Origin of the sequence: Bacillus sp. 522_BSPC (genome assembly GCF_001076885.1) — a bacterium.
GTDB lineage: Bacteria > Bacillota > Bacilli > Bacillales > Cytobacillaceae > Niallia > Niallia hominis.
Genome location: NZ_JVDT01000165.1, coordinates 14,556 through 35,362 on the forward strand (window position 1 = coordinate 14,556; position 20,807 = coordinate 35,362).

At 35.0% G+C, this 20,807-nt stretch carries 18 protein-coding genes and 1 tRNA gene; 18 read left to right on the forward strand and 1 reads right to left on the reverse strand.

What is annotated here, in order from left to right; translation table 11 throughout:
• The first annotated feature begins 285 nt into the window (after positions 1 to 285).
• From mnmE to ADJ83_RS14265, 6 genes are all read left to right on the forward strand, one after another.
• On the forward strand, positions 286 to 1,665 hold the full coding sequence (mnmE, locus tag ADJ83_RS14240) for a tRNA uridine-5-carboxymethylaminomethyl(34) synthesis GTPase MnmE (protein ID WP_192840949.1): 1,380 nt from the start codon (positions 286 to 288) through the stop codon (positions 1,663 to 1,665).
• A 248-nt stretch (positions 1,666 to 1,913) separates the two neighbouring features.
• Positions 1,914 to 3,794, forward strand: a complete 1,881-nt coding sequence (gene mnmG, locus ADJ83_RS14245) for a tRNA uridine-5-carboxymethylaminomethyl(34) synthesis enzyme MnmG (RefSeq protein ID WP_031535604.1) — start codon at positions 1,914 to 1,916, stop codon at positions 3,792 to 3,794.
• Between the two features lie 24 nt (positions 3,795 to 3,818).
• Entirely contained in the window at positions 3,819 to 4,538 is a 720-nt protein-coding gene (rsmG, locus tag ADJ83_RS14250; protein ID WP_048718123.1) for a 16S rRNA (guanine(527)-N(7))-methyltransferase RsmG, read from the forward strand.
• Between the two features lie 462 nt (positions 4,539 to 5,000).
• Positions 5,001 to 5,891 (forward strand): nucleoid occlusion protein, encoded by an 891-nt coding sequence (gene noc, locus ADJ83_RS14255; RefSeq protein ID WP_048718125.1) that lies wholly within the window; start codon positions 5,001 to 5,003, stop codon positions 5,889 to 5,891.
• Between the two features lie 562 nt (positions 5,892 to 6,453).
• Positions 6,454 to 7,215, forward strand: a complete 762-nt coding sequence (locus ADJ83_RS14260) for a ParA family protein (RefSeq protein WP_031535598.1) — start codon at positions 6,454 to 6,456, stop codon at positions 7,213 to 7,215.
• A complete protein-coding gene (locus ADJ83_RS14265) occupies positions 7,208 to 8,065 on the forward strand; it encodes a ParB/RepB/Spo0J family partition protein (protein WP_048718127.1) in 858 nt (285 codons plus the stop codon). Before ADJ83_RS14260 ends, ADJ83_RS14265 begins: the two co-directional genes overlap by 8 nt.
• Positions 8,066 to 8,161: 96 nt before the next feature.
• Here ADJ83_RS14265 and yyaC read toward each other — a convergent pair whose 3' ends face one another.
• Positions 8,162 to 8,779, reverse strand: a complete 618-nt coding sequence (yyaC, locus tag ADJ83_RS14270; protein WP_048718129.1) for a spore protease YyaC — start codon at positions 8,777 to 8,779, stop codon at positions 8,162 to 8,164.
• A gap of 461 nt (positions 8,780 to 9,240) precedes the next feature.
• Between yyaC and ADJ83_RS14275 the strand changes: the two genes are divergently transcribed.
• From ADJ83_RS14275 to ADJ83_RS14330, 12 genes are all read left to right on the forward strand, one after another.
• On the forward strand, positions 9,241 to 10,092 hold the full coding sequence (locus ADJ83_RS14275; RefSeq protein ID WP_048718130.1) for a mechanosensitive ion channel family protein: 852 nt from the start codon (positions 9,241 to 9,243) through the stop codon (positions 10,090 to 10,092).
• A gap of 18 nt (positions 10,093 to 10,110) precedes the next feature.
• On the forward strand, positions 10,111 to 10,308 hold the full coding sequence (locus tag ADJ83_RS14280; RefSeq protein ID WP_031535589.1) for a DUF951 domain-containing protein: 198 nt from the start codon (positions 10,111 to 10,113) through the stop codon (positions 10,306 to 10,308).
• Positions 10,309 to 10,489: 181 nt separating this feature from the next.
• Entirely contained in the window at positions 10,490 to 11,590 is a 1,101-nt protein-coding gene (ychF, locus tag ADJ83_RS14285; RefSeq protein ID WP_048718132.1) for a redox-regulated ATPase YchF, read from the forward strand.
• Between the two features lie 241 nt (positions 11,591 to 11,831).
• On the forward strand, positions 11,832 to 12,986 hold the full coding sequence (locus ADJ83_RS14290; RefSeq protein ID WP_048718135.1) for a glycosyltransferase family 4 protein: 1,155 nt from the start codon (positions 11,832 to 11,834) through the stop codon (positions 12,984 to 12,986).
• A gap of 155 nt (positions 12,987 to 13,141) precedes the next feature.
• Positions 13,142 to 13,432: a 30S ribosomal protein S6 gene (gene rpsF / locus ADJ83_RS14295; protein ID WP_031535583.1), complete on the forward strand. Its 291-nt coding sequence runs from the start codon at positions 13,142 to 13,144 to the stop codon at positions 13,430 to 13,432.
• Positions 13,433 to 13,485: 53 nt separating this feature from the next.
• Positions 13,486 to 14,004, forward strand: a complete 519-nt coding sequence (gene ssb / locus ADJ83_RS14300; protein WP_048718137.1) for a single-stranded DNA-binding protein — start codon at positions 13,486 to 13,488, stop codon at positions 14,002 to 14,004.
• 41 nt (positions 14,005 to 14,045) lie between these two features.
• Positions 14,046 to 14,282, forward strand: a complete 237-nt coding sequence (gene rpsR, locus ADJ83_RS14305) for a 30S ribosomal protein S18 (protein ID WP_031535579.1) — start codon at positions 14,046 to 14,048, stop codon at positions 14,280 to 14,282.
• A 418-nt stretch (positions 14,283 to 14,700) separates the two neighbouring features.
• A complete protein-coding gene (locus ADJ83_RS14310; RefSeq protein ID WP_048718139.1) occupies positions 14,701 to 16,674 on the forward strand; it encodes a DHH family phosphoesterase in 1,974 nt (657 codons plus the stop codon).
• On the forward strand, positions 16,671 to 17,120 hold the full coding sequence (rplI, locus tag ADJ83_RS14315) for a 50S ribosomal protein L9 (protein ID WP_048718142.1): 450 nt from the start codon (positions 16,671 to 16,673) through the stop codon (positions 17,118 to 17,120). Before ADJ83_RS14310 ends, rplI begins: the two co-directional genes overlap by 4 nt.
• Positions 17,121 to 17,426: 306 nt before the next feature.
• Positions 17,427 to 18,791, forward strand: a complete 1,365-nt coding sequence (dnaB, locus tag ADJ83_RS14320; protein ID WP_031535572.1) for a replicative DNA helicase — start codon at positions 17,427 to 17,429, stop codon at positions 18,789 to 18,791.
• A gap of 250 nt (positions 18,792 to 19,041) precedes the next feature.
• Positions 19,042 to 20,334, forward strand: coding sequence for an adenylosuccinate synthase (locus ADJ83_RS14325; RefSeq protein ID WP_031535569.1), 1,293 nt, complete (start codon positions 19,042 to 19,044; stop codon positions 20,332 to 20,334).
• A 337-nt stretch (positions 20,335 to 20,671) separates the two neighbouring features.
• A tRNA-Lys gene (locus ADJ83_RS14330) sits at positions 20,672 to 20,747 on the forward strand.
• Positions 20,748 to 20,807: the final 60 nt, after the last annotated feature.

The following is a 20,807-nucleotide window of genomic DNA, read 5'->3' on the forward strand; positions in this document are numbered from 1 at the left end:
TCATCTTAGCTGTTAGGTAGATTGCTGAAGAACGGGATAATGGAAATAACACAAAAAAAGTGAAGTCCTTCGGTTTTGTAATTTTATTTTTCGTTTTATTGTTATTCACATGTGGATAAGATAGAATGGTATATAACGATAAAAGAGAATGTGGATAAGTGTGCGGATTTTTTTCTTTTTTTACATTTGTGGATATGTTAATCTAATCTAATGTAATCATGTCAAAGGTGAATACAATCATTTTATATAGATATTTTTTTTTGAATTGAGGTGAAAAAGATGGAATTGGATACAATTGCTGCGATATCGACTCCAATGGGTGAGGGAGCGATCGCAATTGTTCGAATGAGTGGTCCAGATTCAATTAAAATTGCAGACAAGCTCTTCAAAAGTATAGGTAATAAAAAGTTAATGGAGGTAGCAAGTCATACAATCCATTATGGGCATATTATAGATCCAGCAACAGACGAGGTTGTGGAAGAAGTAATGGTATCGTTGATGAGAGGACCGAAAACTTTTACCAAAGAGGATGTTATTGAAATTAACTGTCATGGCGGATTAGCTTCTGTAAATCGATTATTGCAATTGACAACTTCTTATGGTGCTAGAATTGCAGAACCTGGGGAATTTACCAAAAGGGCTTTTTTAAATGGACGAATCGATCTTTCTCAAGCAGAAGCGGTAATGGATTTAATAAGATCTAAAACAGATCGTGCGATGAATGTTGCGCTTGGTCAAATGGAAGGAAGGTTATCAAAATTAATTAGACATTTGCGCCAAGAAATCTTAGAAACATTAGCACAAGTAGAGGTTAATATTGATTATCCAGAATACGATGATGTAGAAGAAATGACACAAAAAGTCATGATTGAAAAATCGGCGTATATCAAAACAGAGATTGAAAAGCTATTACAGACCTCTCAACAAGGTAAGATTCTCCGCGAAGGACTGGCAACCGTTATTGTTGGCAGACCGAATGTTGGAAAATCCTCTTTATTGAATAGTTTAGTACAAGAAAATAAAGCAATCGTAACAGACATTCCAGGTACAACGAGAGATGTAATTGAAGAATATGTGAATGTACGCGGAGTTCCACTTCGTTTGCTAGATACAGCAGGAATTCGGGAAACAGAAGATATCGTAGAACGAATTGGCGTCGAAAAGTCACGAAAAGTGTTAAGAGAAGCGGATTTAATTTTACTTGTCCTAAATTATGCAGATGAATTAACCGAAGAGGATAAGAATATCTTCAAGGCTACAGAAGGCATGGATTATATAGTAATCGTCAATAAAACAGATTTACCTCAAAAAATTGATTTGGAGAAAGTAAGAGAACTTGCGGGAAATCGCAAAGTTATCACAACATCTTTAGTAGAAGAAAACGGAGTCGACTTATTAGAGGAAGCGATATCTAGTCTATTTTTTGCAGGCTCTATTGAAGCAAGTGATATGACTTATGTTTCTAATTCAAGACATATTTCCTTATTAAGCCAAGCGATGCGGGCGATAAGCGATGCAATTGAAGGAGCAGAAAATGGCACACCTATAGATATTGTACAAATTGATTTAACAAGAACCTGGGAGATACTTGGTGAAATTATTGGTGAGAGTGTGCACGAAAGTTTAATCAATCAGTTGTTTTCTCAGTTCTGTTTAGGGAAATAAGTGATTTTAATGAGAACACTGAAAAAGTAAGTTTCTCCAAATTAAATACGGATTTATGTATTTGAAAAAAGAAATACCTAAATTTAAAAGTTGGCCACCGACATTATGATTAAATGGCAGTTTTTCAGTGGCCTCTATGGAAATGAAGCAGAGTCTTGAGAAATAGAATACCAGCTAATTTAGCCATCAATAAAAGTAACTAAAAACGTATTTCTTAAAAGAAAGTTTAGAAAGAAGGAGGCATCATGATGCAGTACGAAGCTGGAAATTATGATGTGATTGTCATTGGTGCAGGTCATGCTGGCTGTGAGGCTGGCCTTGCAGCAGCTAGAATAGGTGCCAAAACATTAATGTTAACGATAAATTTAGATATGGTCGCATTTATGCCATGTAATCCATCTGTCGGAGGACCCGCAAAAGGGATTGTTGTAAGGGAAATTGACGCACTTGGCGGCGAGATGGGGAAAAATATAGATAAAACATATATTCAAATGAGAATGCTAAACACAGGAAAAGGTCCTGCTGTACGTGCCTTAAGAGCTCAGGCAGATAAATATATGTATCAACATGAAATGAAGAAGACGTTAGAAAATGAACCAAATCTAACGTTGATTCAAGGAATGGTAGAAGAACTAATCGTTGAGGATCAAGTTGTCAAAGGAGTTATTACGAAAACAGGTGCTACGTATCGAGCAAAAACGATTGTCGTAACTACTGGTACGTACCTTCGTGGAGAAATTATTTTAGGAGAGCTTAAATACTCCAGCGGTCCGAATAATCAACAGCCTTCCATCCGTTTATCGGAGCACTTAGAAGCACTAGGATTTGATTTAGTGCGTTTTAAAACCGGAACACCACCTCGTGTAAATAGTCATTCTATTGACTACTCTAAGACTGAAATACAGCCTGGTGATGATGTTCCAAGAGCCTTTTCTTATGAAACAACCAAATTTATTACAGATCAGCTTCCTTGTTGGTTAACATATACCAATGAAAAGACACATCAAATTATTGATTCGAATTTACATCGTTCCCCAATGTATTCAGGAATGATCAAAGGGACAGGACCACGCTATTGTCCATCAATTGAAGATAAAGTGGTCCGATTCAATGATAAACCAAGACATCAAATTTTCTTAGAGCCAGAGGGGAAAAATACACAAGAAGTTTATGTTCAAGGATTATCGACAAGCTTACCTGAAGATGTTCAACAGGAAATATTAAGAACAATCCCAGGTTTAGAAAATGTCCAAATGATGCGAGCGGGATATGCAATTGAATATGATGCCATTGTTCCTACACAATTATGGCCAACATTAGAAACGAAGAAGATTAAAAATCTATATACTGCTGGTCAAATTAATGGAACTTCAGGATATGAAGAAGCTGCAGGCCAAGGTTTAATGGCTGGTATTAATGCTGGTTTAAATGCAATAGGAAAAGAGGAAGTTATCTTAAGCCGCTCTGATGCATACATCGGTGTTTTAATTGATGACTTAGTAACAAAAGGCACAAACGAGCCATATCGACTCTTAACATCAAGAGCAGAATACCGCTTACTACTTCGTCATGATAACGCAGATTTACGTTTAACAGATATTGGATATAAAATTGGTCTTATATCTGAAGAGCGCTTTATGAAATTCTCTGATAAAAAGCAATTAATCGAACAAGAGAAGCAACGTTTAAGCGAAGTAATGCTAAAGCCAAATGAGCAAGTTCAAAATCTGATTAAAGAGCAAGGTGGAAGCGAATTAAAAGATGGTATAAGAGCAGGAGATTTATTAAAACGCCCTGAAATGAATTATAGCCATATTGAACAGCTTGCACCAAGCGAAATAGATTTAACAGAAGATATCAAAGAACAAGTAGAAATTCAAATTAAATATGAAGGATATATCGAGAAATCCTTACAGCAAGTGGAAAGACTAAAGAAAATGGAAAACAAGAAAATTCCTGAGAATATTGATTATGATGCGATCTCTAGTCTTGCAACGGAAGCGGTACAGAAATTAAAAAAAGTTCGTCCATTATCCATTGCACAGGCATCGAGAATTTCTGGTGTAAACCCAGCAGATATATCTATTTTATTAGTTTATTTAGAACAAGGAAAAATAGCTCGTGTTTAATCTCTGAATAGAAAGGGTTCATGCATGAAAACGGAAGATTTTATTCAAATGTTGTCTGATAAAGGAATTACTTTATCAGACCATCAAATAAAACAGTTTGAGCTCTACTTTGAAACATTGGTAGAGTGGAATGAAAAAATGAATTTAACAGCAATTACAGAAAAATCGGATGTTTATTTAAAGCATTTCTATGATTCCATCACTGCTGGATTTTACTATAATGGGTTTCACGATGCTGTACATGTATGCGACGTTGGTGCAGGGGCAGGTTTTCCAAGCATCCCTTTAAAAATTGTTTTTCCTGATTTAAAGGTGACGATTGTCGATTCTTTGAAAAAAAGAATTCATTTTCTTGAACACTTAGCATCTCAACTAGAGCTGAAAGAGGTTAACTTTATTCATGACCGAGCAGAAACATTTGGCCAAAATAAAGCATATCGTGAATCCTTTGATATTGTAACTGCACGAGCAGTAGCACGACTCTCTGTTTTAAGTGAACTTTGTTTGCCACTAGCAAAGGTTGGAGGTACTTTTGTTGCAATGAAAGCAGCAAGTGCCAAAGAGGAAATCGAAGCGGGGAAAAAGGCTGTAAGTCTATTAGGAGGAAAGATTCAAACAACACACTCCTTTTTATTGCCAGTTGAAGAAAGTGAAAGAAATATTATCATAATTGAAAAAGAAAAGCCAACACCTAAAAAGTATCCAAGAAAACCTGGAACTCCTAATAAAGAACCAATTGAATAGGTGAAAGCACAGATTTATGTCTGATAATTTAGTTTCTGAAGTTATCCGATTCTTTATATGATATTCTTCCATCCCTTCCTGCGTGAAGTAGGGATGGGAGCTTATTAATAAGACGGGAAAAATAATTATTTTATATTAGGTTGTTTTCAAAAAGATTGATTTTCATTCATAAAAGATATAATTATAGAGAAAATTAAGGAGCAGGCTCATGGTAAGAGTCTGGTAATAGCAACAACTTTATGAAAACAGCTATAAGTTATTACGAAAGAAATAAGAGAATGATATAATCATTCATAAGATTAGAACTATATCAACTATCATATCTACTATATAATATACCTATAATTGTCATATTCTATGAAATTTCGAGAAGTTTCTACTTTAAGTTAGATGACTTTGCAGGGATTAATGTTTCATATAGAGAATAACTAATAGGGAGTTTTGTAAAGGTGGTGCAGGGTGATGAAGCCTTCTTTCTCACGATTTTTTGGACTAGGCGAAAAAGGAGAGCAAATAGAAGATGCTAGTCAAATAAGTGCAGATGCTGCTCAAGAGGAGATCGAGAGTATGGGAAGTAATGAAGAAGTTAGACGAATCCCAATTAATCAGATTGTTCCTAACCGTTTTCAACCAAGAACGGTATTTGATGATGAAAAAATTGAAGAATTAGCTCGTACAATCCATACACATGGTATTATACAACCCATCGTATTAAGAGAATATGAAGAAGATAAATTTGAAATCATTGCTGGAGAACGAAGATGGAGAGCAATGAAAAAACTTGGTTGGGAAGAAGCGCCAGCAATTATAAAAAACATGAGCGACACAGAAACTGCTTCTGTTGCACTTATAGAGAATCTTCAAAGGGAAGAGCTTTCTCCAATTGAAGAAGCGATTGCCTATGGCAAATTATTAGAGCTCCACAATCTTACCCAAGAGGCACTTGCCCAAAGATTAGGCAAAGGGCAGTCGACTGTAGCAAATAAATTAAGACTTCTTAAATTGCCAGAAGAAATTCAAGAAGCATTATTAAATAAAGAGATTTCTGAGCGTCATGCTCGTTCCATGATTCCTTTAAAAGAACGGGAAAAACAAATCCAGCTATTACAAGAAATCATGGAAAAGAGCTTAAATGTAAAGCAAACAGAAGAGCGTGTCGTGAAAATGCTTGAACAATCAAAGCAGAAACCGAAGCCAAAAAGAAAGGCATTTAGCAAAGATATGCGGATTGCAGTAAATACCATTCGTCAGTCGCTGAATATGGTTTCTGATAGTGGAATTAATTTAAATGCCGAAGAAGAAGAGTTTGAAGATTTTTATCAATTTACGATAAAAATTCCGAAAAAGAAATAATACTTAAATAGCTTCTTATCTAGAATTATAATTTGTACTTATTTATAGATTTTGGGCTCTGTTAAATCCAACTCCATAAAAGATAGTAAAAATACTTATTTAACAGAGCATATTTTTTTGTGAGAATAATAGCCATTTATGCTGGTTCTCACTTTTTTATATGATTTTATTCCTCAAAGGATAACCACAAGTATAAAATGAAACCTCCATTTCTGATTTTAATAGGATTTTTTCTAAGCGAAATAACTAGTTGAATCCTTGTTAAATGCTTGAAATAATAGGCTTTATAACTTCTTTCATACTATTAATATATTTATATTTTCCTCCACTAATTCAGATTAACAGAAAAAGTGACGATATTTAGAAGTTTTCATGATAAAATAATATACGTGATTACAATAGGCATGGAATTGGCCATGTTGTAATCTATTCATGTTTTTTAACCAATAAATTGTCTTATAGTTTAAAAGGCTATAAACGATTCAATCTTTTTATATTAAGCAGCCATCTTGCGTCGATTATATATTTCGTAGCTCGTATGGAATTAAAGGTAGGTGACATCATGGGTAAAATTATTACTGTTGCTAACCAAAAGGGCGGAGTTGGAAAAACAACTACATCGGTTAATCTTGGCTCTTGTTTAGCATATATCGGAAAAAGAGTGCTATTAGTAGATATTGATCCACAAGGAAATGCTACTAGTGGTGTAGGCATTGAAAAAGCTGATGTTGATCATTGTATCTATGATGTGTTAGTGGATGATCTAGAGGCAAGAATGGTGATAAAACAGACAAATGTGGAGAATTTGGATGTTATACCTGCAACGATTCAATTAGCTGGAGCGGAAATAGAGCTTGTTTCTACTATTTCCAGAGAAGTAAGATTGAAAAGAGCTTTAGACGAGGTCAAACACAATTATGATTATATTTTAATAGATTGTCCTCCTTCTTTAGGATTATTAACGATTAATGCGTTGACTGCATCGGACGCAGTATTGATACCTGTTCAATGTGAATATTACGCTTTAGAAGGATTAAGTCAGCTATTAAATACGGTTCGACTTGTTCAAAAGCATTTAAATCATGACTTGGCAATTGAGGGTGTGTTGCTAACAATGCTAGATGCTAGAACAAATCTAGGTTTACAAGTTATTGAGGAAGTTAAAAAGTATTTCCAAGATAAAGTCTATAAAACAATTATTCCGAGAAATATTCGATTATCAGAAGCGCCGAGTCATGGGGAACCAATAATCATTTATGATCCAAAATCACGTGGCGCTGAAGTATATTTGGATCTTGCGAAGGAAGTGGTTACTAGTGGCTAAAGGACTTGGAAAAGGGTTAGATGCATTCTTTCCTAAATTAGATGCCGAGAAGGAAGAAATTGTGCAGGAAATAAGCATCAATGAATTGCGACCTAATCCTTATCAGCCTAGAAAATTCTTCGATGAGGAAGCAATTGAGGAATTGAGGCTTTCTATTCTAGAACATGGGATTCTTCAACCAATTATTGTTCGAAAAAGCATCAAAGGCTATGAAATAGTTGTTGGGGAACGCAGATATCGTGCTGCTAAAGAGGCTAAACTAGCGACTATCCCTGCAGTTGTTCGGCAACTATCGGAACAGCAAATGATGGAATTAGCAGTACTCGAGAACCTTCAAAGAGAAGATTTATCACCAATTGAAGAAGGTCATGCCTATCAGACATTGATGAAAAAATTAAAGCTGACACAAGAAGAGCTAGCAAAACGTTTAGGGAAAAGCAGACCACATATTGCCAATCATGTTCGTTTACTATCACTTCCAAAAGCTGTTCAAAATTATATTTCTGACGGTAAAATATCAATGGGACATGGAAGAACTTTATTAGGCTTGAAAAATAAAGATAAGCTTCCAGCAATAGTTGATAAAGTTATTAAAGAGGGATTAAATGTACGCCAGTTGGAACAATTAATTCAGCTTTTAAATGAGAATGTTTCACGTGAAACAAAAAAAGAAAAACCCGCACAGAAAAATATTTTTATTAAAGAGCAGGAGTCCTTTCTTCGTGAAAGATTTGGAACAACCGTTCATATTAAGCAAAAGAAAAATAAAGGGAAAATTGAAATTGAATTTTTCTCAGAAGAGGATTTGGCACGCATTCTCCATTTGTTTGAATTAGAAAATGAAAATTAAAAAAAGCCTCTAAAAAAAGATATGTTACAATCGGCAAGCTGTAACAACGATCTTTTTTTAGAGGCTTTTTATTGTATACCATAAGATTGGAATTAGTTATACAGGTTCTTCTTTGATTTCGTATTCCTCTAATTTTGCAGAATGCATATATCGAAGACTGGTATGATAAATACCCTTTGAAATGATTTTTGCCATATTCAATACTAGGCTTAATCTAGTATTCTGAAGAACTAGAAATTCCATAAATCCGCTTATATTAACAATTCCCGTAATATGAATATTTCCAACAGGAGGAAGCTCTTTTTTTACGCCGCTTCCTGGTTTAACAGGTCCATCTCCTATTTGAATTACACCAACGCTTTTCATTCTGCCTAGACAGGCATCTATTCCGATAATATAAGGATTATGATGTTTTTCATGTATTTCCTTTAATTTATCCTCTAAATTAAGTGCATGAATTGGTTCGTCTAATGTTCCATAGACATGAAAAGGAGATATATTCTTTTCACTTAATAGAGTTCCAATAAGCGGACCTAATGAATCTCCAGTAGAACGATCGGTTCCAATACAAACAAAGACAATTGGTCGAGTAACAGAAACAGATGGTAAATGTTTAGATAATGAATCGGTAATTTTAAAAGCTGCTAACTGTTCATCATGTGCTATTCTAATGGGAAGTTCGTTTTTTTCGAAAAGGCTGGAATATAAGGTCATTGAATCTACTCCTTTATCATTTAAGATTCGATAAAATCTATAAAGAAAGCAATTATCGTGATCAGTTAGATTCTGTTAAGTACCTATCAATTAAGAGGAAATCTATCGAACCATGAGATATTTTTATGCAGAATAATTGTAGTATTCAGTATATGGAAAAGAGACAAATTCTATACATATACATAAAAATAAAGGAAAAAAGAGTGATACAGTAAGCGGATAATCCATTATAATAAGGGCAAAAGTCCTGCATTTATTAGGGTGCTTACTACTACAAAGCATGTAGAAAAACTGTTAAAATAAACTTACCCAATATGAAGGCTGTTAAAGAGTAAAATAGAAAAATAGTTAGCATTATTTTCATTCCATAAAACATAGAGCATTAATACGTAAATTATGTTGTATGAACAGAGAAAAAAAGGAAGATAATTTAGTAGAAGTTTATATTTAGAGGTGTCTAGATGGATGAGAGTATAAAAGAAGGTATAGATAATCTCATGAATGAGAATTTTTGGAGTAGTCTTGGGTTTGGGGCATTAAAGATTGTACTTATATTTCTAATTAGTGGAATGATTATTAGAATTGGAAAAGCAGCGGTACGAAATATATTTAAAGTAAGAACTCATTCTTCCTTACGCGTATCAGAGAGAAGAGAAGCAACATTAATTAAACTTTTGGAAAATACAATTACTTATGTCGTTTATTTTATGGCAATCATGATGGCGTTATCTGTTTTTAATATTGACGTTAAGGCCTTGTTAGCAGGAGCGGGAATTGTTGGCCTTGCGGTAGGTTTTGGTGCCCAAAGCCTTGTTAAAGACATTATTACAGGATTCTTTATTATCTTTGAAGATCAATTTTCTGTCGGAGACCAAGTACGTATTGGGACATACGAGGGAGTAGTAGAAGAGATTGGATTAAGGACAACAAAAATCAAAGGCTTTACAGGAGAAGTGAATATTATTCCTAATGGAAGCATTATAGAAGTAACTAATTTTTCTATAAACAATAGTAAAGCAATTGTAGATGTAAGTATTGCCTATCAAGGTGATATCAATCGGGCAGAAAAGGTTATACAGGAATTGATTGAAAAACTACCAGAGCAATATGAGGATATTGTCGGTGTTCCAGAATTATTAGGTGTACAAAATATCCAAGCATCAGAGGTTATTATTCGTATAGTTGCAGAAACTTTGCCAATGAAGCACCATGCCATCGCAAGGATTTTAAGAAAAGAAATAAAGAATGTTCTAGATGAAAATGGTATTGAGAGTCCTTTCCCAAAATTAGTCATGTATTCACAACCACAATAGTTTGTTCAAGGAGGAAATATGGAACAGAAAGAGTTTGGTCTAAATGATGTAGTTGAGATGAAAAAAGCCCATCCTTGCGGTACAAATCGCTGGAAAATAATTCGGTTAGGGATGGATATCCGAATTAAATGTGAAGGATGCGAACATAGTGTTCTCATTCCAAGAAGAGAGTTTGCAAGGAAAATGAAAAAAGTTTTAGTAAAGCATGAAGAATAGTACTTTTTATCGGAAAGGCAGCAAATAAAGATAGTTGTTGTCTTTTTTGGTTCGAGGAAAAGGAACACTACTTGTCTTTTTCCCTCGTTAAAACTATAATTGTTAAAGGTTTAGAATAATAATGAAATTACTTTCTATTTTGTACGATGGAGATAGATAGTTTATATAAGGGAGTGGCATAATGGCGTTAACTGCTGGAATAGTTGGTTTGCCTAACGTTGGTAAATCTACATTGTTTAATGCAATTACACAAGCAGGTGCAGAATCAGCGAACTATCCGTTCTGTACAATTGATCCAAACGTTGGAATTGTAGAAGTACCAGATCAACGTTTAACAAAATTAACAGAATTAGTACAACCGAAAAAAACAGTACCTACAACTTTTGAATTTACAGATATTGCCGGAATTGTAAAAGGGGCAAGTAAAGGGGAAGGTCTTGGCAATAAGTTTTTATCTCATATTCGTGAAGTAGATGCTATCTGCCAAGTAATACGTTGTTTTGCAGATGATAACATTACCCATGTATCAGGAAAAGTAGACCCCATTTCTGATATAGAAACAATCAACTTAGAATTAATTCTTGCTGATTTAGAATCAGTAGAGAAAAGAATTGGCCGAGTTGGAAAAATGGCGAAGCAAAAAGATAAAGAAGCTGTTGCTGAATTAGAAGTATTAGAATTACTTAAGGCTGCTTTTGAAGAAGAAAAACCAGCAAGAACGGTTGAGTTTACAGAAGAACAGGCGAAAATTGCTAAAGGACTACATCTTTTAACAATTAAGCCTGTATTATATGTTGCGAATGTAGGCGAGGATGAAATCGTAGATGCAGCGAATAATGAATATGTAAAACGTGTAAAGGATTTTGCAGCAAATGAAGGTGCTGAAGTAATTGTCATCTGTGCGAAAATTGAAGAAGAGATTGCAGAGCTTGAAGGAGAAGAAAAGGAAATGTTCCTGCAAGAGCTTGGAATCGAAGAATCTGGTTTAGATCAGTTAATTCGTGCAGCATACCATCTTCTTGGATTAGCTACTTACTTTACAGCAGGCGTTCAAGAAGTTCGTGCATGGACATTTGTACAAGGGATGAAAGCACCACAATGTGCAGGAATTATTCATTCTGATTTTGAAAGAGGCTTTATCCGTGCGGAAACTGTTTCATATGATGATTTATTAGCAAGTGGCAATATGGTTGCTGCAAAAGAAGCTGGTAAAGTTCGTTTAGAAGGTAAAGAATATATAGTTAGAGACGGCGATATTATCCATTTCCGTTTTAACGTATAAGGAAAAATTAAGGCGCTGTGAATTGTAGCAACAAACTTTACGAAAACAGCCCCATGAATTAGAACAACACGCATAAAAAAGATTACTTTAGTACATTTATGGTGCTAATAAATCTTTTAATGCGTGTTTTTTTTGTAAATAATAATGTACACTCTTTTTACAATTCTTTAAAACTATCCAAGCATGGCAATGGTAAGCTAGGAATAGCTATAACTAACTTGATAAAAAGGGAGTGGAGTTTTTGAAAATTGCCATTTTCACAGACACTTATTTTCCTCAAGTGAATGGTGTTGCACAGACGTTGAAGAGGCTTAGTAACCATTTGGAAAAAAAGCAAATTTCCTATCAAGTATATTCTCCAGAAAATAAATCTTCTACTACATACCCAAATATCAACCAATTTCCTAGTCTTCCATTTTTTGTTTATCCAGAGTGCCGGACAGTTATTACGAACCCAAGAAAGATAGAAAATAATCTAAAACAGTTTAAACCAGATCTAATTCATCTGGCTACACCTTATATGATGGGACTGTATGGATTATTCGCTGCCAAAAAATTAAATATCCCAGTTGTTTCTTCTTATCACACTAATTTTGATCAATATCTTAAATATTATCATGCTTCCTTACTAGAGCCATTTTTATGGAAATATTTAAAATGGTTCCATCAATCAACAGAAAGAATTTTTGTTCCCAGTAACGAAACCCAAAGAAAATTAGAGTCATTGGATTTTCGAGAATTAAAAGTTTGGGGAAGAGGGATTGATTCTAAACTTTTCACGCCAAACATCGATGCGAAAGAACAAATTAGAAGGAAGTACCATATCAGAGAAAACCATATTTTATTGTATGTAGGGAGATTAGCTCCAGAGAAAGATTTGGCTACATTAAATGATATCGTGGATAAATTGCCCTCGAATATAAAGGAATCAGTCCATTGGCTAATAGTTGGAGATGGACCAAATAAGGAGGCTTGGAGAGAAAAGGAAAAGTCACAACAAAATATTACATTGACTGGTTATATAAAAGGGGATGACTTGGCAAGGATATATGCAGGAGCCGACCTTTTCGTTTTCCCATCCTATACAGAAACCTTTGGAAATGTTGTATTAGAAGCAATGGCTTGTGGAACTCCAGCAATTGTTGCTAATGAGGGTGGCGTAAAAGACTTTGTCATAGATCATATCAATGGCAGAATATGCAAAAAACAAAATGCTGAAAGCTTTCTTCAAGCTATTAGCGAATTGTTATTTGATGAAAAGATGAGAGTGAGCATGGGGAGAGAAGCTAGAATCTATGCGTTAACGCAATCATGGGACACAATTTTTGATGGATTGTTATGCGAGTATTGTGAAGTACTTCAAACCCGACAAGGATTAAATAAAAAGTATGCATAAAAGTCTAATTAAACGAAGATAAAATAGTAATAACTTATGTTATTTTTAGTACATTGCTATTTGAAACGAAGTATGCTATACTTTTACCTTGTGAGTAATGTATAGTTGCTCCTTGCCCAACTATGGGCCGTCTAGACCAAAAGGAGGTGAAAGTGATGAAAAAGTACGAAATTATGTACATCATCCGTCCAAATATTGAAGATGAGGCTAAGAAAACACTTGTTGAGCGTTTCAACGCTATTCTTACAGATAATGGAGCGGAATTAGCAGAATCAAAAGAGTGGGGTAAACGTCGCCTTGCATATGAAATCAATGATTTCCGCGATGGTTACTATCAATTAGTAAAAGTTAACGCTGCACCAGTAGCGGTTGAAGAATTCTCTCGTTTAGCTAAGATCAACGAAGATATCATTCGCCACATCGTAGTTAAAGATGAAGCAAAATAATATATAAACAATGTTTCACGTGAAACATTTTAGATGGAAGGGAGTTGAAACTGATGATGAATCGGGTAGTTCTTGTTGGCCGTTTAACTAAGGATCCGGAGTTGCGCTATACACCAAGTGGAGTTGCCGTTGCAACGTTCACACTTGCTGTTAACCGTACCTTTACAAATCAGCAAGGTGAAAGAGAAGCAGACTTCATTAACTGTGTTATTTGGAGAAAACCAGCAGAAAACGTTGCTAACTACTTAAAAAAAGGAAGTTTAGCGGGTGTCGATGGTCGTATTCAAACGCGTAGCTATGATGGACAAGACGGAAAGCGTGTATATGTAACCGAAGTATTAGCAGAAAGTGTTCAGTTCTTAGAACCTAGAAACAGCTCTGCTAATAATAGAAGTGACAACATGAATTATGGTGCCCCAAGAGAACAAGATAATCCTTTTGGAGGATCAAATAATTATCAGAATCAGCGACCTCAAACAAATAGAAATAATCAGGATTATACGAAAGTGGATAAAGATCCATTTGCAAATAGCGGTCAAATCGATATTTCAGATGATGATTTACCATTCTAATATAATTTTGATGATCAAAAAAGGAGGTTAATCTCATGGCAATGGGTGGACGCAGAGGTGGCCGTGCTAAACGTCGTAAAGTATGTTACTTTACAGCTAACGGCATCACTAAAATCGATTATAAAGATGTAGATTTACTAAAAAAATTCATCTCAGAACGCGGTAAAATTTTACCTCGTCGTGTAACAGGTACAAGCGCTAAATACCAACGTAAATTAACGATTGCTATTAAACGTGCACGTACTATGGCTTTACTACCATACGTTAGTGGAGAATAATTAGCCTATAAAAAACCCTATTAGACTTTTGTTTAATAGGGTTTTTGTATTATTTTGGGAAAATGAACCACTCTGTCGCATTTTTTTCTGTCCAATACAATACATACATCATTATTTGGAAAAGCTTCTTTTTTTGTACTGCTTATGTCCTAAAGATGTCTGCTTTATTTTTATTCTAGTATTTCTTCTGAGTAACTTCGTTGAAGAAGAATCAGAATGATAGTAAAATATTAAGTGATGATGCAAACCCTTTCTGGTTATGTATATCCTATATCCTGTATCCTCTATTATTTGGATAACCGAAGAGGGATAGACCTTTTTATATTTTAATTTAGTTTAATGGGGTATAATAGTATCAGGTATAAAGAATACATAGCAAGGATTATGTGAAATCTCACGAGTTTTAGGAGGAGAAAAATTGCCTACTTTTTTAGAGAAAGGATCCATACGGTATCCATTAATATGTTTAATCGGTATTACCATTATCATGCTTGGAATCCTCTCTTTTTATAACTGGGTATTTTCCTTAATTGGGTTAGTCCTTTTTGTTACCCCTTTTTATTTCATCTTACGAATAGAAAGTCGTCAAAGAAAGGAAACGGAAGAGTATATAACGACTCTTTCCTACCGAGTCAAAAAGGTGGGGGAAGAGGCCCTAATGGAAATGCCGATAGGAATCATGCTTATAAATGATGACTATTATATTGAATGGACCAATCCCTTTTTGGCATCTTGTTTTGCAGAGGATACACTTGTTGGAAGGTCATTATATGATGTTTCACCATCGATTATCCCCTTAATTAAACAAGAGGTCGAAACAGAAATCATTACATTGCATGAAAGGAAATTTCGAGTTATTCATAAAGTGGAAGAGCGCCTTTTATATTTTTTCGATGTTACAGAGCAAACGCAAATTGAGAAGCTTTATGAAGATGAACGTACTGCAATTGCGATTATCTTTTTAGATAACTATGATGATTTAACACAAGGGATGGATGACCAGACGAGAAGTAGCATCAATAATACTGTTACTGCCATTTTAAATAAATGGGCTACAGATAATGGAGTATTATTAAAACGAATATCTTCTGATCGCTTCATTGCTATTTTTAATGAACATATTTTACAAAGCTTGGAGAAAGGGAAATTCACCATATTAGATGATGTTAGAGAATTAACAACAAAGCAGAATGTTCCTTTAACACTCAGTATTGGGGTAGGATCAGGCGTATCCTCCTTGCCAGAGCTAGGGAATATTGCGCAATCTAGCCTTGATTTAGCCCTAGGAAGAGGCGGAGATCAGGTTGCGATTAAACAGCCGAATGGTAAAGTGAAATTCTATGGTGGAAAAACTAATCCAGTAGAAAAACGAACAAGAGTTAGAGCCAGAGTTATTTCCCATGCTTTAAAAGAATTAGTCTTAGATAGTGACAAAGTTATTATAATGGGACATAAAAATCCTGACATGGATGCTATTGGCGCAGCAATTGGAATTCATAAAGTTGCTCAAATGAATCAAAAAGATGCATTTATCGTCATTAATTTTCAGGAAATAGATACAGCTGTTAGAAGGCTGCTAGAAGAAATTAAAAAGCAAGAGTCTCTATTTATGAAATTTATTACACCTGATCAAGCTTTAGAGATGGCAACAGGGGATACTTTGCTAGTAGTTGTTGATACACATAAGCCTTCTCTAGTGATAGAAGAGCATTTATTGAATAAAATAGAAGATGTAGTAGTAATTGACCATCATCGACGAGGTGAGGAATTTATTGAGAATCCACTTCTTGTCTATATGGAACCATATGCTTCTTCAACTGCTGAACTTGTTACTGAATTATTAGAATATCAACCAAAAAGTGTTAAAATTGAAATGCTAGAAGCAACAGCTCTGTTAGCAGGAATTATTGTTGATACGAAAAGCTTTACCTTAAGAACAGGAGCTCGAACCTTTGATGCAGCGTCCTATTTAAGAGGACAAGGAGCAGATACAGTTCTTGTTCAGAAGTTTCTCAAAGAGGACATTGAAAACTATGTGAAAAGAGCGAAAATAATTGAAAATGTTCAATTTTATAAAGAGGGTATTGCAATAGCCACTGCCAAAGAAGGCGAAGTAGTGGATAGTGTTCTGATTGCACAAACAGCAGATACTTTATTAACAATGGATGGAATCATTGCCTCGTTTGTAATAGCTCCTAGAGGAGAAACAATGATGGGTATAAGTGCTCGCTCTTTAGGAGAAATCAATGTCCAAATTATTATGGAAAGCTTACATGGTGGAGGCCATTTAACCAATGCAGCTACCCAGCTTTCAAATATGCCAATGGAAGAAGTAGAAGCAAGACTAAAGCTAGCAATAGATGAGTATTTCGAAGGGAGAAGAAAAGAATGAAAGTAATTTTTCTAAAAGATGTAAAAGGTAAAGGGAAAAAAGGCGAATTGAAAAACGTTGCAGATGGTTATGCACATAACTTTCTTTTAAAACAGGGATTGGCTGTCGAAGCAAATGCATCAGCAGTTAGTACGCTAAATGCTCAAAAGAAAAAAGAAGAGAAACAAGCGATGGAAGAACTAGAAAAAGCAAAAGAATTAAAAGAAAAGCTGGAAAAAGTAACAGTTGAGCTGCATGCCAAATCAGGTGAAGGCGGCAGATTGTTTGGATCTATTACAAGTAAGCAAATTGCAGATGAATTAAATAAAAAGCATCAAATTAAAATCGATAAAAGAAAAATTGATTTAAATGATGCTATTCGTTCTCTAGGCGTGACAAAGGTTCCCGTAAAGCTTCACCATGAGGTTTCAGCAACTTTAAATGTACATGTTAAGGAATTAAGCTAATATTGGAAGTTCCATTTATCTCTAAACATGTTAAAATAGAATAAGCTTAAGAAAATGTGATACAGGTTTAGCTGGTCACATTTTTTGTTTGACTGATTTTTAACTAAAAATGTAGATGAATATTAGAGCTTTATAAAAGATATATCATATTAATAGGTAATTGGAAAGAAGAGAAAAAGGAACAGCTGTTACAAAAATACCTTTCTTTAGCAGGAAGGAAGCTCTTTTTGTAAAATAGATTGTTGCTTTTTTTTATCTAGGCTATGTTTTTTATCATATCCTCTCATTTTAAGGAGGTTTTATAGATTGAGTGAAGTTTTAAATGATCGAATGCCCCCACAGAATATTGAGGCAGAACAAGCTGTACTCGGGGCCATTTTCCTTGAACCACAAAGTTTAACATTAGCTTCTGAGATCCTTATACCAGAAGATTTTTATAGAGGCGCACATCAAAGAATATATACGACAATGCTGAAATTAAATGACGAAGGAAAAGCAGTCGATTTAATTACAGTGACATCAGAGTTAGCAGCAACCAATAATTTGGAGGATACAGGTGGAGTCAGCTATTTAAGTGAGTTGGCTGCTTCGGTACCTACTGCTGCAAATATAGAATATTATGCAAAAATTGTGGAAGAAAAGTCATTGTTGCGCCGCTTAATTCGAACAGCAACGAATATTGCCCAAGATGGGTATTCACGTGAAGATGAAGTAGAAGCTTTATTAAGTGAAGCAGAAAAGAATATTTTAGAAGTAGCACAGCGGAAAAACGCTGGGGCGTTTCATAATATCAAAGATGTTCTTGTTCGAACATACGATAATATTGAAGAAATGCATAATCGCAAAGGCGATATTACAGGGATAGCAACAGGGTTTGCTGAACTTGATAAAATGACGGCAGGATTTCAGCGAAATGACTTAATTATCGTTGGAGCAAGACCATCTGTTGGTAAAACGGCCTTTGCCTTAAATATCGCTCAGAATGTTGCTGTAAAAACAGGTGAAAATGTAGCCATTTTTAGTTTGGAGATGGGAGCAGAGCAGCTTGTCATGCGTATGCTATGTGCAGAAGGGAATATAGATGCCCAGCGTCTACGTACAGGATCGTTAACAGATGAGGACTGGGGAAAGCTAACGATGGCAATGGGAAGCTTGTCCAATGCAGGTATTTTCATTGATGATACACCAGGGGTAAAGATTACAGATATAAGAGCAAAATGCCGTCGTCTAAAGCAAGAACACGGCTTAGGAATGATATTAATTGATTACTTACAGCTAATCTTGGGAAGTGGCCGTGCTGGTGAAAATAGACAGCAAGAGGTATCGGAAATTTCTCGTTCCTTAAAACAGCTTGCACGTGAACTTCAAGTGCCTGTCATTGCCTTATCTCAGTTATCACGGGGTGTAGAGCAAAGACAAGATAAGCGTCCGATGATGTCCGATATCAGGGAATCAGGAAGTATTGAGCAGGATGCGGATATTGTAGCCTTCTTATATCGTGATGATTACTATGATAAAGAATCAGAAAGCAAGAATATTATCGAAATCATTATTGCGAAACAGCGTAATGGTCCGACTGGAACCGTACAGCTAGCCTTTGTAAAAGAATACAATAAATTCGTTAATCTAGAACGGCGTTTTGAGGATGGTGCGATGCCGACAGGGGCCTAATAAAAAAGATTAGTAGTTTTAAAGCTACTAATCTTTTTTTATGCTTTTTTTAGATGAATAAATGCATCAATAGGAGCAAATACTACAAAATTATCTATCTTTATTTATCAGTTTTTACGAACATAACTTTAATTGATTAAAAAGATTGTTCGTGTTTTGTTGACTTTTATGTTAAAAAGTTGGTAAAATAGGAATGTTTGATTAAGGATATAATAAAAAGATATAGAAACCTGTGGAGGTGCTTTAGGATATGTCATCAGTAGTGGTGGTAGGAACGCAGTGGGGAGACGAAGGAAAAGGTAAAATTACCGATTTTCTATCTGAAAATGCAGAAGTGATTGCACGTTATCAAGGTGGTAACAATGCAGGACATACAATTAAGTTTAATGGCGAAACGTATAAATTACACTTAATTCCATCTGGGATATTTTATAAAGAAAAAATTAGTGTTGTTGGAAACGGTATGGTAGTGGATCCAAAAGCAATTATTGCGGAGTTAAAGTACTTACATGACCGTAATGTTACAACAGATAACTTACGAATTAGCAATCGTGCGCATGTTATTCTTCCTTATCATCTGAAATTAGATGAAGTGGAAGAAGAAAGCAAAGGTGCTAACAAAATTGGAACAACGAAAAAAGGCATTGGACCAGCTTATATGGATAAAGCTGCACGTATTGGTATCCGTATTGCTGATTTATTAGATAGAGAAGTATTTGAAGAAAAACTTGCAAGAAACTTAGTGGAAAAAAATCGTCTGTTAGAGCGCATCTATGAAACAGAAGGCTTTAAATTAGAGGATATTTTAAATGAATATTATGAATATGGTCAACAAATTAAGCAATATGTTTGTGACACTTCTGTTGTATTAAATGATGCATTAGATGATGGACGCAGAGTTCTTTTTGAAGGTGCTCAAGGGGTAATGCTTGATATTGACCAAGGTACTTATCCATTTGTCACTTCTTCTAATCCAGTAGCTGGAGGCGTAACAATTGGTTCAGGTGTTGGGCCAACTAAAATTAAACATGTTGTAGGTGTATCAAAGGCCTATACATCAAGAGTTGGAGACGGACCTTTCCCAACAGAATTAAATGATGAAATTGGAAACCAAATTAGAGAAGTTGGTCGTGAATATGGAACAACAACTGGTAGACCACGTCGTGTTGGCTGGTTTGATAGTGTAGTAGTTCGACATGCTCGTCGTGTTAGTGGTATTACAGATCTTTCTCTAAATTCCATTGACGTTTTAACAGGAATTGAAACGTTAAAAATTTGTGTTGCTTATAAATACAAAGGGGAAGTAATGGAAGAGTTCCCAGCAAGCCTAAAAGTATTAGCAGAATGTGAGCCAGTATATGAAGAGCTACCAGGCTGGACAGAAGACATTACTAGCTGTAAAACACTAAGCGATCTTCCGGCAAATGCTCGTCATTATTTAGAAAGAGTATCACAGTTAACTGGGATTCCATTATCTATGTTCTCTGTTGGGCCGGATCGTACACAAACAAATATTATACACAGCCCTTGGAGACAAATCTAAACATGAAAATAAAGGTCGTTCTAAATTTTGAACGACCTTTGTTTTTCCAAGTAGATAGATGGGTATGAGAGAATACAGACTACTTTGTTTGAATTAAAGAGACGATTAACTTATTCTTAATGGTTGTTGGCTAGCATTTGAATTTGCGATAATGGTAAGGTTGTGGATATATAAACAAACGCAAAAAAGTACATTAATCTTAAAAGGAAATGTAGCTTAGAGCAAAATAAAAAAAATTTAAAAAAGTTTTAAGAAAAGTATTGCTTTTTATTTTGATAATATGCTAATATAAAAAGCGTCGCAAATGACAAAAACAAAAGAGACAAGCTCATAATAGGAGCCATTAGCTCAGTCGGTAGAGCATCTGACTTTTAATCAGAGGGTCGGAGGTTCGAATCCTCCATGGCTCACCATTTATAGATATCAATCATGGCCCATTGGTCAAGCGGTTAAGACACCGCCCTTTCACGGCG

Bases quoted from the DNA above. Each gene is read 5' to 3' on its own strand.
- rpsF (WP_031535583.1), top strand. From the start codon at position 13,142: ATGAAAAAGTACGAAATTATGTACATCATCCGTCCAAATATTGAAGAT.
- ssb (WP_048718137.1), top strand. From the start codon at position 13,486: ATGATGAATCGGGTAGTTCTTGTTGGCCGTTTAACTAAGGATCCGGAG.
- ADJ83_RS14260 (WP_031535598.1), top strand. From the start codon at position 6,454: ATGGGTAAAATTATTACTGTTGCTAACCAAAAGGGCGGAGTTGGAAAA.
- ADJ83_RS14275 (WP_048718130.1), top strand. From the start codon at position 9,241: ATGGATGAGAGTATAAAAGAAGGTATAGATAATCTCATGAATGAGAAT.
- rpsR (WP_031535579.1), top strand. From the start codon at position 14,046: ATGGGTGGACGCAGAGGTGGCCGTGCTAAACGTCGTAAAGTATGTTAC.
- noc (WP_048718125.1), top strand. From the start codon at position 5,001: ATGAAGCCTTCTTTCTCACGATTTTTTGGACTAGGCGAAAAAGGAGAG.
- rplI (WP_048718142.1), top strand. From the start codon at position 16,671: ATGAAAGTAATTTTTCTAAAAGATGTAAAAGGTAAAGGGAAAAAAGGC.
- ADJ83_RS14325 (WP_031535569.1), top strand. From the start codon at position 19,042: ATGTCATCAGTAGTGGTGGTAGGAACGCAGTGGGGAGACGAAGGAAAA.
- mnmG (WP_031535604.1), top strand. From the start codon at position 1,914: ATGCAGTACGAAGCTGGAAATTATGATGTGATTGTCATTGGTGCAGGT.
- ychF (WP_048718132.1), top strand. From the start codon at position 10,490: ATGGCGTTAACTGCTGGAATAGTTGGTTTGCCTAACGTTGGTAAATCT.
- ADJ83_RS14280 (WP_031535589.1), top strand. From the start codon at position 10,111: ATGGAACAGAAAGAGTTTGGTCTAAATGATGTAGTTGAGATGAAAAAA.
- rsmG (WP_048718123.1), top strand. From the start codon at position 3,819: ATGAAAACGGAAGATTTTATTCAAATGTTGTCTGATAAAGGAATTACT.
- yyaC (WP_048718129.1), bottom strand. From the start codon at position 8,779: ATGACCTTATATTCCAGCCTTTTCGAAAAAAACGAACTTCCCATTAGA.